The 15,299-nt window shown below is 42.5% G+C and carries 14 protein-coding genes; 9 read left to right on the top strand and 5 right to left on the bottom strand.

Annotated features, from left to right (window positions below; all coding sequences use genetic code 11):
* Positions 1-320 precede the first annotated feature (320 nt).
* Positions 321-1,739, top strand: coding sequence for an MBOAT family O-acyltransferase (locus AC1DG9_RS13600; protein WP_477634746.1), 1,419 nt, complete (start codon positions 321-323; stop codon positions 1,737-1,739).
* 2 nt (positions 1,740-1,741) lie between these two features.
* On the top strand, positions 1,742-2,671 hold the full coding sequence (locus tag AC1DG9_RS13595) for a hypothetical protein (protein WP_337717841.1): 930 nt from the start codon (positions 1,742-1,744) through the stop codon (positions 2,669-2,671).
* 27 nt (positions 2,672-2,698) lie between these two features.
* Here AC1DG9_RS13595 and AC1DG9_RS13590 read toward each other — a convergent pair whose 3' ends face one another.
* Positions 2,699-3,415 (bottom strand): GntR family transcriptional regulator, encoded by a 717-nt coding sequence (locus AC1DG9_RS13590; RefSeq protein WP_337717843.1) that lies wholly within the window; start codon positions 3,413-3,415, stop codon positions 2,699-2,701.
* Positions 3,416-3,499: 84 nt separating this feature from the next.
* On the opposite strand from AC1DG9_RS13590, the gene AC1DG9_RS13585 reads away from it, so the two are divergent.
* Genes AC1DG9_RS13585 through AC1DG9_RS13570 form a run of 4 tightly spaced genes read left to right on the top strand, consistent with a single transcriptional unit; the run spans position 3,500 to position 7,077 of the window.
* Complete coding sequence (locus AC1DG9_RS13585; RefSeq protein WP_477634745.1) at positions 3,500-4,339, top strand: class I fructose-bisphosphate aldolase; 840 nt, start codon at positions 3,500-3,502, stop codon at positions 4,337-4,339.
* Positions 4,340-4,344: 5 nt separating this feature from the next.
* Positions 4,345-5,487 carry a Gfo/Idh/MocA family protein gene (locus AC1DG9_RS13580; protein ID WP_337717847.1) on the top strand — a complete coding sequence of 381 codons (1,143 nt, stop codon included), beginning with the start codon at positions 4,345-4,347 and terminating at the stop codon, positions 5,485-5,487.
* 2 nt (positions 5,488-5,489) lie between these two features.
* Positions 5,490-6,062, top strand: a complete 573-nt coding sequence (locus AC1DG9_RS13575; RefSeq protein WP_172661976.1) for a D-lyxose/D-mannose family sugar isomerase — start codon at positions 5,490-5,492, stop codon at positions 6,060-6,062.
* A 4-nt stretch (positions 6,063-6,066) separates the two neighbouring features.
* Positions 6,067-7,077 carry a carbohydrate kinase family protein gene (locus AC1DG9_RS13570; protein WP_288882765.1) on the top strand — a complete coding sequence of 337 codons (1,011 nt, stop codon included), beginning with the start codon at positions 6,067-6,069 and terminating at the stop codon, positions 7,075-7,077.
* A 283-nt stretch (positions 7,078-7,360) separates the two neighbouring features.
* On the opposite strand, the gene AC1DG9_RS13565 is transcribed toward AC1DG9_RS13570, so the two are convergent.
* Both AC1DG9_RS13565 and AC1DG9_RS13560 read right to left on the bottom strand, forming a co-directional pair.
* On the bottom strand, positions 7,361-8,494 hold the full coding sequence (locus AC1DG9_RS13565; RefSeq protein ID WP_288882764.1) for a glycoside hydrolase family 130 protein: 1,134 nt from the start codon (positions 8,492-8,494) through the stop codon (positions 7,361-7,363).
* 1 nt (position 8,495) lies between these two features.
* Positions 8,496-10,817 (bottom strand): GH92 family glycosyl hydrolase, encoded by a 2,322-nt coding sequence (locus AC1DG9_RS13560; RefSeq protein WP_477634744.1) that lies wholly within the window; start codon positions 10,815-10,817, stop codon positions 8,496-8,498.
* 142 nt (positions 10,818-10,959) lie between these two features.
* On the opposite strand from AC1DG9_RS13560, the gene AC1DG9_RS13555 reads away from it, so the two are divergent.
* The 3 genes from AC1DG9_RS13555 to AC1DG9_RS13545 all read left to right on the top strand — a co-directional run bounded on the left by AC1DG9_RS13555 (position 10,960) and on the right by AC1DG9_RS13545 (position 13,368).
* Positions 10,960-11,799 carry an alpha/beta hydrolase gene (locus tag AC1DG9_RS13555; protein WP_477634743.1) on the top strand — a complete coding sequence of 280 codons (840 nt, stop codon included), beginning with the start codon at positions 10,960-10,962 and terminating at the stop codon, positions 11,797-11,799.
* Positions 11,800-12,056: 257 nt separating this feature from the next.
* On the top strand, positions 12,057-12,254 hold the full coding sequence (locus tag AC1DG9_RS13550) for an AAA family ATPase (RefSeq protein ID WP_288882759.1): 198 nt from the start codon (positions 12,057-12,059) through the stop codon (positions 12,252-12,254).
* Positions 12,211-13,368, top strand: coding sequence for an ATP-binding protein (locus tag AC1DG9_RS13545; RefSeq protein ID WP_337717851.1), 1,158 nt, complete (start codon positions 12,211-12,213; stop codon positions 13,366-13,368). The genes AC1DG9_RS13550 and AC1DG9_RS13545 overlap by 44 nt, the downstream gene beginning before the upstream one ends.
* Before the next feature lie 164 nt (positions 13,369-13,532).
* Here AC1DG9_RS13545 and AC1DG9_RS13540 read toward each other — a convergent pair whose 3' ends face one another.
* Positions 13,533-14,258, bottom strand: coding sequence for a LytR/AlgR family response regulator transcription factor (locus AC1DG9_RS13540; RefSeq protein ID WP_288882757.1), 726 nt, complete (start codon positions 14,256-14,258; stop codon positions 13,533-13,535).
* The coding region (locus AC1DG9_RS13535; RefSeq protein WP_477634742.1) for a sensor histidine kinase at positions 14,233-15,299 on the bottom strand (1,067 nt) is incomplete at its 5' end. The genes AC1DG9_RS13540 and AC1DG9_RS13535, both read right to left, overlap by 26 nt.

Raw genomic sequence — 15,299 nt, 5'->3', positions numbered from 1 at the left:
TAGGCATAAAAACCTTGACGACTTGATAATTCGCCGCTGCCGTGGTTAGGCATTATTCCTACAAAATTCTGTATAGCTGAGGAATTAAGCGTAACACTTAATAACAATTGTTTTTTAGGTTCTAGACCACTGGTCAAATCTAAAGGACGGCTTGTTTCAAATTGTGTAGTCGGTTGTTACCTGTTTTTTTTGATTATACAAAAATTAAATACTACATTCTCAACTGAATCCAAACCGACCAAATCTCATTAAGCGCTATATCCCATAACAGAAGAATAAAGAAAGGGTTCAATTTCGAATTTTTAAAAAAAAATACGATTATGCTCTTTAACTCTCTCCACTTCTTTTTCTTTTTTATACTGGTTACTCCAGCCTTTTTTCTGTTGCCACATCAGCATAGATGGAAATTACTGTTGGCCTCGAGCTGCTATTTTTACATGACTTTTGTGCCGGTGTATATCCTGATCCTGGGCTTCACGATCATTATAGATTATTTTGCCGGGATACTCATAGAGAACTCCAAGGGGAAAAAGAAAAAGAAATTCCTTATTTTAAGTCTGGTGGCAAACATTGGTGTGCTGGCCGTTTTCAAATATTACAATTTTCTTAATGATAACCTCTCGTTTTTGCTGGGAAACATCGGTTATCAGAACCATGTACCTTATTTAGAAATTCTATTGCCCATTGGGCTTTCTTTTCATACGTTCCAGGCGATGAGCTATACCATTGAAGTTTACCGGGGAAATCAAAAGGCAGAGAAACACTTTGGGATCTACTCTTTATACGTAATGTTTTATCCTCAGCTGGTGGCCGGACCGATAGAGCGGCCGCAAAATATCCTTCATCAGTTTCATGTGAAGCAGTATTTTAATTATGCGAATGTGGTAGAGGGCTTAAAGCTCATTACATGGGGCTTATTTAAAAAGGTGGTGATTGCCGACAGGTTATCCATTTATGTAKATGCGGTATACAATAATGCGGATCAGCATAGCGGGCTGACGCTTATTGTGGCGACCGTTTTTTTTGCATTTCAGATTTACTGCGATTTCTCAGGTTATTCTGACATCGCGATAGGCTGTGCAAGGGTTATGGGCTATAACCTGATGATCAACTTCAGGAGGCCTTATCTGGCGGGAAGCATAAAAGACTTCTGGTCGAGATGGCACATTTCCCTATCCACCTGGTTCAGGGATTACCTTTATTTCCCTTTGGGTGGCAGTAAGGTGGCGATACCCCGGTGGTACCTTAATCTTTTTATTGTATTTATGGTAAGTGGCCTGTGGCATGGTGCAAACTGGACTTTTATTGTCTGGGGGGCATTACATGGGATCTATCAGATTTTTAGTGTTTCATTTAAAAAATTCAATGAAAGGAATATTCTGGGTTATCGTCCTTTAACTAATGCTTTTCATGTTTTGCTCACCTTCGCGCTGGTCTGCTTTGCCTGGATATTTTTCAGGGCCAATAATGTAACGGAAGCCTTTAACATCTGTAAGAGCATATTTACATTAAAAGGGGAAGGCTTATTTATAGGCACTCCTGAAGGTTTTGTATATGCGCTTATCTGGATTTTGTTTCTGCTGGTTGTGGAATACATTACCGAATACCACTCGGACATCATTAAAGTATTTTATAGCTCAAACAGAGTGGTGAGGTATGCAGGATATACGGTTATTGTGTTGTTTATCATCCTGTTTGGCGTGTTTAACGGGGGGCAGTTTATCTATTTTCAATTCTAATCATGGAACCATTTTATAAACTATTGAGGAACGGGCTGATCATACTGGTTTTGTTATTTGTGACAGACAGGGCCCTTGGTGCATTAATTGAACACTTTTTCTTTAATGAAAAACAAGGCGATTCGGCAGTTACCACGCATGGGATTCTGGATGCCAATGAAGACATCCTTATTTTTGGGAATTCCAGGGCCAGCCATCACTATATCCCCGAACTGATCACTGAAAAAACCGGACTGTCTTGCTATAATCTTGGTAGGGATGGCATGAAGATGCTTTATTATGAAACCTTGTTGAAATCTGTTTTAAGTTATCATACCCCAAAAGTGGTGATACTGGATTTGAACCTGAACGATTTTGAGTATCAGCACCAGGAGGAACAAAAGCTAACGGCTGTTTTGATGCCATATATTAACAAGAATAAAGAAATCAGTGAAATGATTTATACGCAGAGTAAAATGCAATTCTCGCTGGCACATATTTCAACCCTTTACCGGGTTAACTCTTTGCCCATGTCAATCGTGCAGCATCATTTGGAAATAGGCCAGAAACACTTTAGCGGATACGAGCCGCTTTCGGGGAATATGCCCCAGAGCGCTACAGTGCAACACATTGACAATGCGAATTATAAGGAATCGAAAGATCAGTTAACCGCGTTTGAAAATTTTGTTAAAGCAACCAGATCGAAAAATATAAAATTACATGTTTTGGTGTCGCCAGGAATGAAGATCCATAAACATAATGCATTGAAAACTGCTGACAGCATTTTAAGCAAATATGATTTAAAGTGTTATAATTATTCGGAACTGTTTAATGCAAATGCAAATAAGCTGTTTTACGATGTTGGCCATTTAAATGAGATAGGGGCAAAAGCATTTACAGACAGTGTGATTGTTGATCATTTAACTGAAATACCAGCAGCAGGAATCAATTAGCCTGCTCAATTCTGCTGGCTGCAGAAACTAAAAATAATCTTGCAGGAAGTGTTCTTCGGTATTACAATACAGAGAAGAATAGATATTGAGGTCCTGGATGTTGGTCTTAAGCTTTCTTTTCATGTGCAGGATGGGATGGCTTTTTTTAATGTTGAGCAGCTCGCTGATATTTTTATCGCCAAGTATGGCCCAGATCTTCTGCTCTCCCTCTTTTACTTCTATGTTGTAGCTTTCCCTTAAGATTTTAAAGAGCGAGAGGTTTTCTAATTCTCTGGAAATAAACCCGGGCAGATTGATGTTGCTGAGGTATGTTTCTTCGTAGAGTACYGGAATATCATTAATGCGGCGGAGCCTTGTAAAGTAGATACAGTCATGTTTCAGTTCTCCTTCATTTAATGGAAAGAAGAAATCCAATGGCCAGTCTTGCTTCATCTGCTTTTGCAAAATGGAAGTGCTGAGGTTTTGGCTGCCTACACCGGCGGTAACCCCGCTTAAGGACAGAATGCCTAAGCCCGCTTTAGGTTCGGTAACGATGCTGCCCTTGCCATGCCGGCGGGTAATGTAGCCTAAATTGGTTAGTCCTGATAATGCCTGCCTAACAGTAACCCTTGTGGTGTTATAGGTTTTGCAAAGGTCGTTCTCCGAAGGCAGCAGTTCGCCTTTTTGGTACATGCCTTTTTCGATCTGCGCTCTCAAATCATCGGTTACTTTTTTATATAGGGGGCTTAATTTATCTGGCTTCATCTTGTATATACAAGTTGTTTTTTATATGTTTGGTTAGCCCATCGTTAATACAGAGGGGCAGACCAAATATAAAAGTATGAAATTATGAAGACATACAAACTAAACAGATTGTTTAACCGCAATTCAGGAAATTGTTTTGATGTAGCGATTGACCATGGGTTTTTTAATGAACACTCCTTTCTCAGTGGCATTGAAAATATCCAGAAAGCTGTTTCTATACTAGTTGATGCAGGACCTGATGCCATACAGCTTACCCTAGGGCAGGCACAATATTTACAAGCTATCCCCGGCAAGKAGAAACCAGCTTTGGTTTTAAGAACAGACGTAGCCAATGTTTACGGAAAAGAACTGCCGCGGGCATTGTTTAGCAGAATGATCGCTGACCCTGTGGAACAAGCCCTTCGGCTGGATGCTGCATGTGTGGTGGTAAACCTGTTCAGTATACCCGGAGAACCTGAAGTGACAGATCAGTGCATTCAGAATATCCTTCAAATTAAACCTTTATGCGAACGATATGCGATGCCTTTAATGGTTGAACCATTAGTATTCAGACCCAATACCCAGGCCGGCGGATATATGGTAGATGGTGACCCGCAGAAAATTATTTCTTTAGTGAGGCAGGGTGTTGAACTGGGCGCGGATATTATTAAAGCTGATCCGACCGATAATGTTAACGATTACCATCGCATAATAGAGATCGCCGGAAATATACCCGTACTGGTAAGAGGAGGGGGTAAAGCAAGTGACCGGGAAATTCTGGAAAGAACGTATGGATTGATGAAGCAGGGCGCCAGAGGGATAGTATATGGGCGAAATGTAATACAACACCATGATCCCCCAGGCATGACCAGGGCATTGATGGCCATAGTGCATCATGATGCAAGCGCTGTGGAGGCGGCTGCTTTAATAGGTATAAAGGAATAAATGTGATGAAGAAAGTTAATATAGGAATTATTGGAGGGGGATTGATGGGCAAGGAGGCGGCAAGTTCTTTTGCACGCTGGTTTGCGATAAATGATTTGCCGGTGCAGGTTGAGCTAACTGCAGTTTGTGATGTTAACCAGGAGGTATTGTCATGGTATAGGAATGTCCCTTCGGTTAAGTTGCTGACCACCGACTATAAAGAATTATTGGCCGATGAGGAAATTGATGTGGTGTATGTTGCCCTGCCTCATCATTTGCATAAACAGTATTACCTGGAGGTGCTGACGGCAGGAAAAGATTTACTGGCCGAAAAACCATTTGGGGTAGATCTGGAAGCTGCTTTAGCGATAAAAAACCAGGCCGACAGGCTGGGACGTTTTGTGCGCTGTAGTTCGGAGATGCCCTTTTTGCCGGGGCCTCAGCGGGTTGTTAAAGAAGTGGAGTCGGGTAGATTAGGACAAGTCATAGAAATTAAAGCCGGCTTTCTGCACTCAAGTGACCTGGATCCGGACAAACCCATTAACTGGAAGAGGCAAGTGTCATTTTGTGGTGAAATAGGCGTTATGGGTGATTTGGGGATGCATGTACTGCATATTCCATTGAGACTGGGATGGAAGCCTGAACGGATATATGCACAGCTTCAAAAGATCATTACCCAACGGCCGGATGGAAAAGGAGGAATGGCTGAATGTGATACCTGGAACAATGCGACCCTAAACACTGAAGTAAAAATAGCCGACAACCTTGTTCCGATGACGCTGGAGATGAAGCGCATGGCACCCGGAGAGACCAATACCTGGTATATCGAAATAATGGGGACCGAAGGTGGCGTAAAATACAGCACCAAGGACATTAAAACATTATGGACCTTTAAACGTAGTAATGAACAGTGGTGGCAGCGGACTGATCTTGGATTTAAGGGAATGCCATTTACAACGATTACCGGTGCTATTTTTGAGCCCGGATTTCCGGATTGCTTTATGCAAATGCTGGCCGCATATATTGCGGAAAGGGCAGGGCTATTAAATGGTCGGTTTGGTTGTGTTACCCCAGAGGAAGCATTAAATAGTCACTATATATTTGATGCGGCATTGAGATCGTTTAACAACCAGACACTAGAAAAAATAACGTACTTTAAAACCGAATAAGCATGAAAAGATCAGCAATAAATAAAGCAATAATTGATGCGGGTGAATGCTTTACGCGAAATGGCTGGTTCTTGCCACCGAACCCCAAATGGGACATTACTGATTTTGGTTTGGATTCTTTTTTAACTACCGGACTGGTATTGGTAAACCTAGCCGAAGAGAAAGAGTACTGTGAAAAAATAATGTATGCGGTAAGAGGGCAGCTAACCCCATGTCATACACATAAAAAAAAGAAAGAGGATATCATTTGCAGATCAGGGCTTCTGGTTGTTCAGTTATGGAGCGCAGACCCGGCTATAGAAGAAAATACAGATACTTTTAGTGTGAAAATGAATGGCAGTTACCGCAGCATTACCTCCGGAGACATCATACCAATACCGCCCGGTCAGCGGATTACCATTGAACCTGGTATTTGGCATGCGTTCTATCCCGAATCTGATGAATGTATTATCGGAGAGGTGTCGACAGCCAATGATGATGTAAATGATAATTTCTTTTCGGATGAAAATATCGGCAGATTTACCGACATTGAGGAGGATGAAGCCTTAATTATTAAATTGGTAAGCGAATACTAACCTCATGAAAAATGGAATATTAGTTGGCGGTAACTGGATCATAGATCAGGTGAAGGTGATAGATGCTTTTCCTGAAGAAGAAAAGCTGGTTAATATTCTTACAGAGTACAGTAGTAATGGCGGATCTGCTTATAATATTTTGAAAGGAATGGCTAAACTAAAGGCCGGTTTTCCTTTATATGGCCTTGGTTTGGTCGGGGATGACGACAGGGGAGACTATATTATTAAAGAGTGCAAAGACCTTGGAATTGATGCTTCCAGAATTCAAAAAGCGCCAAATACCGCTACCTCGTATACAGATGTGATGACCGTAAAAGGTACCGGGAAAAGAACCTTCTTTCATCAGCGTGGTGCCAATGCCATGCTTGATATGGCGCATTTTGACTTTAGCTCATCTACGGCAAAGGTCTTTCATTTGGGTTATCTGCTGTTATTGGATAAGCTGGACTTAGTTGAAACGGACGGGGAAACCCGGGCTGCAAAGGTTTTAAAAAGTGCAAAGGAAAATGGATTGATCACTTCGGCTGATATCGTTAGTGAGAAATCGGACCGGTTTAAAGAGTTGATCCCTTCTTCCCTAAAATACATTGACTACCTCTTTGTTAATGAATTTGAAGCCGGCATGATATCGGGTATACAGACGGTTGATGACAAGGGGGAAATCTTGCTTAATAATTGTTACAAGGCCGCTGCCGAATTGATTCGGATGGGAGTGAACAAATGGGTTATCCTGCATTTCCCCTCGGGTGTTATTGCTGTGGATCACCAGGGCGATGCTTTGTTCCAGGCAAGTATTGACCTGCCTGAGGGTAAGATTGAAGGTGCTGTAGGTGCCGGAGATGCTTTTGCTGCGGGGGTTTTAATGGGTGTTCATCACAACCAAGCAATGGGCTCCTGTTTGGAGTTAGGCGTTTGTGCAGCGGCATCCAGCCTTTTTGCCGCTACTTCTTCTGACGGCATTACCTCATCAGCAGAATGCCTGCGTTTAAAACAGCTTTACGGATTTCGTAAATAGCGGCGATCAATAGGATAGCGCGCAAGCCACTATTAATCTTCAACCGGCGAGATGTAACGATGAAAACAATTTTATCCGCAGCCAAAATGTATCTAAAATATATGGTTTTGGCTGCGGATAAAAAAGTATCTGCAGCCAAAACTCATGAAAATCATATTAATTTGGCTGCGGATAAATAGCTTTATCTGAACGCTCCTTTATACAGATAGCTTAAATCAGGCTTTTGCAAAAGAAGCACGAGCCCAGGAAGTTCCAGGCGTACCAGTTACTGCCTGTCTGTAAGTTACCTCTTTGCGGGTTGATATACGGCAACTGCGACTCTCGAATCAGCACATCCATAGTATAAAAACCATTTTTGCTGGTGGAAAATAAGCCCTTCTACAAATACAGTTCCTGCTGGGTATTGTCCGCTTTTTTCAAAAGATTCTGTGGGGACAAAGAAAGGCTTATCTAGCCGGCCGATTACCTTTTCAGGATCTTTAGCATCGAAAAGAACTTGTCCGGCTGCATAGGTATTGGCCGTATAATTTTTATCTGCGTTATCACCAGATGCGTTTTTTCCATTGTACAATACGAGTATGCCTTTGTCGGTTAGCAAGGCCGGAGGACCGGCTTCTGTGAGGTCGCTGTCGAAATGGTTTTTTCTTGGTTTGATCAGTTCCTTGATCTTTCCTTCTGCATCCAGTGCAGGTGCCCAGTTTACAAGATCATCGGAGGTTGCGGCGTTCAGAAACTTTTCGCCCCAGTACATCAGGTATTTTCCATTCACTTTTGCGATGACCTGTTTTCCATTGACCAGTTGGGTAACGATGGAGGCAGATTTGGTGAACATGTTATAAAACTTACCATTGTAGGCCTTTGCAAATGCGGGCCCGTGTTTGGTCCATTTAATGAGGTCTTTAGAAGTGGCAACACCCAGGCGGGCAACTTTTTTGTTCCACTGCGTGTAAAACATGACATAAGTGCCATCGCTGGTTACGGCGATTCTTGGATCTTCACATCCACCCGGATTTTCAAGTTCTTTTTGGCTATCGTTGCCGGGATAAAACACAGGTTCAGCCTTTCTTTTAAAGGTTAATCCGTCTGTGCTATATGCGTATCCAAGTCTGGATGTTCTGTGGCCAATTCCGACACCTGATTTGTCTTCGGCTCTGTAAAGTACCACAATTTCTTTTCCTTTTACAGTGGCTGCAGGATTAAAAGTGTCGTTAGATTCCCAGTCGACATATTTACCTGAAAGCGGATCAAGAAAGGTTGTGCTGGTGTTGGGTGAAATGATTGGATTTACACCAGCAGGTCTTAAAAAAGGACCTAAAGCCCATTCGGGCAATTTTTCGGCAGCAGCCTGAGCCTTGGTTTTTTCTGTAGGGAGCAGGAAAAGGAAGCCGATTAAGGCGTATGGGAAAAACTTCTTCATGTTATTTTGTTCCGAATTGTTTGTTTGGTTGTGCGCCCATGATCAGTTCCAGTTTACCTCCGCGGGTGATATCCTGATGATCTAAATAGGCCTTGTTATAGGGCTTGCCGTTAAGCTTGGCGCTTTGGATGTAGATGTTCTGTGCACTGTTGTTCTTAGCCTCAATAGTGAAGGTCCCGCCTTTATAAAAGTTTGGATCGAGTCTGATCTGGGTTTTGCTGAAAACCGGGCTGGTCAGCTCATATCTGGTGCTTCCCGGTGTAATAGGGTGGAAGCCGCTGGCAGCCAATACGTACCAGGCCGAMATCTGTCCTACGTCTTCATTTCCAACTAATCCTTCCACAGCGTTGTGATAGGCACGGCTACAGATTGCCCTGGTCCATTTTTGAGTAAGCCATGGAGCGCCAACTCTGTTAAACAGAAAGGGCACATGATGCACCGGTTCATTGGCATGGTTGTAATAATCGTTCCACATCATGTTTTGAGGGACTTTCTCAAAGAAATTGGTCAGGTCTGCCAATACTTTTTCTTTACCGCCCATTAAAGCGGTCATTCCTTCTATATCCTGAGGTACAAACCAGCCTTGCTGATATGGGTTGGCTTCTACAGATCCATACCATTGTTTTAACCGGCCTTCCTGGGGCCAGGGTTGCCATTTACCATCTTTATCTTTAGGCCTGAACCATTCTTTTTCGGGATCAAATATGTTTTTGTAAGATTGCGACCGCTTAAAATACTTTTGCTGATCGCCGGGCTTTTTTAGAGCTTCGGCCATTTTAGAAACACACCATTCAAAATAGGCATATTCGAGGGTGTTTGAGATGCCGAAAGGTTCAAAGGCGTATCCCAGTTCCCCGTTGCCATATTTCTCTACACTGTTTACCGAAAGCTCATATGCTTTTGCAACATTGAAATTTCTTAAGCCTTTGGCGTAAGCATCGGCAATTACCGATACAGCAGGGTTACCAATCATACAGCCACTGTAAGCATTGAGAAATTCCCAGCGCTCCAGGTAGTTTTCCTGTTTCTCATCGGCCAGGGTAACCAATGAATTGACCATATCGGTTACCACAGTGGGGTTAATTACAGTTTGTAAGGGCATTTGGCTTCTGAATACATCCCATCCGCTGAAGATGGTTCTTTTGGTAAAGCCGTCTGCTTTATGTGCCTTATGATCGCCGCCGTAATATTGCCCATCTGCATCCTGAAATGTGCGTGGATCGATCTGCGTGTGATACAGGGCGGTGTAGAACACTGTCTTTTCTTCTTCTGTGCCGCCTTCGACTTTTATTTTTGAGAGCGATTGGTTCCATAGGTTCCTGGCATTGGCTTTTACTTTGTCAAAATCCCAGCCCTGGATATCGGTGTTGAGGTTCATCTTTGCACCATCCATACTTACGAAGGAGATACCGCTTTTCATGGTGACCTGTTCGTTTTCGCTGGTCTCAAACTCAGTGAAAAAGCCTAGGTGCTTTCCTTCTTTTTCATTTATGTTGTTTAAGACAGCAGCCTCTGCTACCTTTTGTTGGTATTTATCGCTGGTAACGTCTTCCAGCTTTCTTTTCCAGTCGCCGGGAATATCGGCCGACCATATGCCATACTGTATTAAAGGCTTACTGAACTCTGCGTAAAAATAAACGGTATAATCGGCCTTTCCGTCACCATTCCCCCATCCGCCGCCATCAGGAGTGCATTTCATCCATCCCTGGATGGTATTTTTATTGACGACTTTGATGTATTGAAGGGTAGAGGTTCCCCCAACCCTTCGGGCCAGGTCAATTTGTATGCGGGATTGTTTGCTCGCGGGAAAAGTAAAGCGTAGCATTCCACTCCGTTTGGCTGCGGTTGCTTCTGCTTTGATGTGGTTTTCTGTAAGCATCACTGAGTAATAGCCTGCAGAGGCTTGCTCAGACTGCTTGTCATAACTGGAACGGTAGCCGGATTTGGTGTCGTCTGGTTTGCCTGCGTTGGTTTGCAGTTTTCCGATGGTGGGCATCACCAGGAAATTTCCCAGATCCCCGTACCAGCCTATGCCACTCATTTGAGTAAATGCAAAGCCCTCAATGGAGGTATGCTCGTTACTGTAGCCCGAACCGTTATCGCCTCCGGTAATGGTATTGGGGCTTACCTGAACCATTCCGTATGGAGTGGTGGCTCCCGGGAAGGTTTTACCTAAACCATGATAGGTGCCGGCAGCATCGGCGCTGGTACTTGCACCAATAAAGGGGTTAACATAATCGGCAGGGAGTTTTTTGTCAGGGTTTTTATAGCCCGAAAGGGCAACGGTAAGAATAAGGAGGAGAAAAAGTTTGAAGTGTTTCATTTGGTCAGTATCTGAATAGGGTGCCCTCTTCATTTATATGCAAACCTAAATTAAGACAAAATAAAGCGTTTTAGCAAATCGATCAAATTTGATACAAAAGTTTTTATGGATTACCATTAAAAATTATTAACTCACACTTATTATGAGAAAAATAATTTTATTGCTGTTCGGTGTGTTGTGGTACACCCATGGTTTTGCTCAGGAGCCGACGTATGAAACAAAGAAGGACATCAGCTATTACCCGGCATCAACCAAAGGAGATGCCTATCTTGAGGAAAGGTGTAAGCTGGATGTGTACTACCCTAAAAATAAAACCAATAGCTCAACAATCGTCTGGTTTCATGGCGGTGGCCTGACCGGAGGCAACAAAGAAATGCCAAGAGAATTGCTTGAAAAGGGCTTTATTGTAATTGCAGTAGGGTACAGACTTTCACCTAAAGCACTTGTAAAAGATATTATTGAAGATGCAACAGCATCTGTAGCATGGACCTTTAATAACATTGCGAAATATGGAGGAAATAATAAACTGATTTTTGTTTCGGGCCATTCGGCTGGAGCTTACCTTGGGATGATGCTGACCTTAGATAAAAAATACCTTGCCGCGTACAACATAGATGCCGACGCTATAGCAGGATTGATTCCTTTTAGTGGACAGGCCATTACCCACTTTACCGTAAGACAGGAGCGCAAGATAAAAGATGTTCAGCCTATAATTGATGAATATGCCCCGCTGTATCACGTTCGTCCAACAGCGCCGCCGATGTTATTGCTTACCGGCGACAGAGAAATGGAGATGCTGGGCCGGTATGAGGAARATGCCTATCTGGCAAGGATGATGAAATTAGCAGRGAATAAGACTACCGTTCTGCATGAATTGCAGGGGTATGGACATAATATGGTTTATCCGGCGATTCCTTTGCTGATAGAAGAGGTTAACAGGCTTAGTAAAGAGATCAAGACAAAGAATAAGATCGGTTTATAAAACTACATTTTATTATTCCATATGTTGTTTCTGTTCCTGGTCTTCGAGTCTTATGTAGCTTTTGGACAGAATCCTCAGACCTAAGTTTTTGCATTTGCTGAAAAAATGGCGAAATTCCTGAGCATACATTGTCTCAAGAAATCGCTGTGAATTACCTTTGTTCGTTAGGTAAAATGTTGAGTTTATCATAAGTTCATTCGAAAAAATGTAATGATCATCAATAACATGTACGTATATGTGTATACTTGCTTTAAAAAATGGGAGGAAATATGTATCGGAATGAATTTGAAGATTTACTAACCTGGAAAACTAAAAAGAACCGCAAACCGATGATTATCCGTGGAGCAAGGCAGGTCGGTAAAACATGGTTGATGAAGGCATTTGGTAAACAGGAATATGCACAAACTGCTTATGTTAATTTCGAAAGTAACAAACTGCTTAAAGGAGTCTTTTGAGGAAGATTTTAACATCAACAGAATCATCACCGCATTACAAATAGAAACTGGGATATTGATACAGCCAGAAAACACACTGATTGTATTCGATGAAATACAGGAGGCGCCTGGAGCGCTGACCTCACTGAAATACTTTTATGAAAATGCGCAGGAATATCATATCATTTCAGCTGGTTCATTACTTGGGGCTGCCTTGAATAGACAAACCTCCTTTCCTGTTGGAAAAGTTGAGTTTTTACACCTTTATCCGCTGAACTATATAGAGTTTCTTAATGCCAAAGGCCAGCAAGCGCTGGTGGAAGTGTTAAATAGCCAGGACTGGAGCCTGATTAAGGTGTATAAAAATAGATATATCGACCTGCTGAGGCAGTATTATTATGTGGGCGGCATGCCTGAAGCTGTTGTTGCTTTTACACAAGAGGAAAATTTCACAGAAGTAAGAGCAATACAAAAACGTATTTTGGAGGCTTATGAGCAGGATTTTTCCAAACACGCACCTCATGAAATTGTGCCAAGAATCAGAATGCTATGGAATTCAGTTCCTTCTCAATTGGCAAAAGAGAACAAAAAGTTTATCTACGGATTAATCAAACATGGCTCCCGTGCCAAAGAATATGAACTGGCTATGTCATGGCTGATTGACTGCGGGCTTATCCATAAAGTATCCCGCGCAAGTAAACCTGCGATCCCATTGAAAGCTTATGAAGATCAGAGCGCTTTCAAATTATTTTTGCTCGATGTTGGCCTGCTAGCAGCAATGGGTGACATTGATGTAAAAACCCTCCTGGAGGAGAATGCAATATTTGAAGAGTTTAAGGGAGCCTTGACAGAGCAATATGTACTCCAGCAATTGAAAACAACAAAAGAAATAAACGTTTACTATTGGTCTGCAGAAAATGCCACCGCGGAAATCGATTTTCTTGTACAATATGGCCATCACATTATCCCAATAGAAGTAAAAGCGGAAGAAAATCTAAGGGCCAAAAGCTTGCGGAATTACGTAGATAAGTACGGTCCAGAACTTGCCATACGAACCTCTATGTCTGATTTCAGGCGGGAGGAATGGCTGAGCAATCTTCCTTTATATGCGATCAGCCAATTAAAATCACTATAGCAGGATCGTCTTTCCACGTAGAAACCACCAAGAGCGGGTAAAAACATATCGTTAGGCTCGCAGGACTGAATTCTGCGCAATGCAAGAACAGGATAAAGCGTTGCCACCGGGAGCGCCTAAGCGCTCCGAAGCCCAGCCCATTGGTGGTGCTCCTGGATGGCAGTTCACAGCCAGTTGCTGAGGAATTGCTTCATCGCCTCTTTATACTGTTCTCCGATGGTGATATTGATGCCCCCGATCTGTACAGTGTTTTTGGTGACTGCGTCAATTTTATCGAGCGAGATGATAAATGAGCGGTGTACCCTCATAAAAAGGCGGGTGGGGAGTTTATCCTCAAGCGATTTCAGCGTAATCAGGGATAACAGGGGTTTGGTCTCGCCCGCCAGATGGATCTTTGCATAATCTTTTAACCCCTCGATGTAAACGATATCTTTTATGGCCACCCTAACCAGCTGATACTCGACTTTTAAAAAAATGTATTCTTCATTATCGGCGGTCGGTTGTTTGGCAGTTAACATCTCGGTATAGGTTTTGGCCTTGTGAGCTGCTTTTAAGAACTCCTCATAATCATAAGGTTTTAAAAGATAATCGAGCGCATCCACTTTATATCCTTCTATCGCATAATTGTTAAAGGCAGTGGTAAAGATTACCCTTGGTTTTGCGTTTCCAGGTTTATTTTCCAGTGTTCTGGCCAGTTGGATCCCGGTTAGATCGGGCATTTGTATGTCCAGGAAAATAAGGTCTATGTGCTGATCGTGCAAAGCTTCTAAAGCTTTTATGCCACTCGAAAAGCTACCCACCAATTTTAGGAAAGGCGTTTGCTCAATAAAACTACAGATCAAACCAAGCGCCAGTGGCTCATCGTCAACTGCTATGCAATTCAGTATCATCGAGGGTTAGGTTTAAGTTAACAATAAATGCTTTGGTATCTTCTGTGACATGTGCACTAAAGGTATGCTTACCGGGATATAACAATTCGAGCCTTCTTTTGGTGTTGCTTAAGCCAATTCCACCATATTCATCAGCTGTTATCGAATTGTTTTTAAAAATGGAGTTTTTTACGACCATTGTTAGTTCTTTATCCTGCAATTCGAGGGATATGGATATGGTAGAGGGCTCAGTTGTACTGACTCCATATTTAAAGGCATTTTCGATATAGGGAAGGAACAGCATGGGAGCAATCTGAGGGTCGGACTTAAGTGTCGGCTCCTCAAAAACCACAGTAGTCGTATCGTTTAAACGCAGTTTCATGAGTTCAATGTAATCGACAATAAAAGAAACTTCTTTGCTGAGTGGGGTKATGCCCGACTGCGTTTCGTAAAGCAGGTAGCGCATCATGCGCGACAACTTGTGTAGCGCTTTTCTGGATTTATCGACATCCACGTGCGTTAACGCATAAATGTTGTTTAAGGTGTTAAAAAAGAAATGAGGATTGATCTGTGCTTTTAGAAAGGACAGTTCTGAACCGATCTTTTCTTTCTCGAGGGCCTCTCTGCTTTGTTTATCGGCCTGCCATTTCTGAATCAGGGTAACGCTGGTACTGATACCTACCATAAATAAGGTCATCATGATCTGGAAAACATCAATTCTATCTGATCTTTTTGGCGGCCGGGGTATTCCTAATTCACGAAACGCCTTTGACATCAACTCAGGTAAATTCAATGCGTTATCTATGATCTTTACGAAGGGGCCGGCTAAAATGGCTATGGCCAGAATAACCAATACAAAGGTGAGTGTTTTGTTTTTTAGCAGGAGCTGAGGGACAAGGATTTTGCTGTTCACATAAAATACAGCGATCAACATCACCAGGATACAGCCCTGCTTAACCCAGAATTGAGGAGGTAATGTGATATTCCATGATAAAGGCTGGTGAAAAAGAAGCACGAAAGCAAATAGCATCCATGAAAATATATGGAGTAATATGCTAAGAT

Source organism: Pedobacter sp. 05L430 (assembly GCF_056397585.1).
This window is presented reverse-complemented; position numbering and strand designations above follow the sequence as displayed.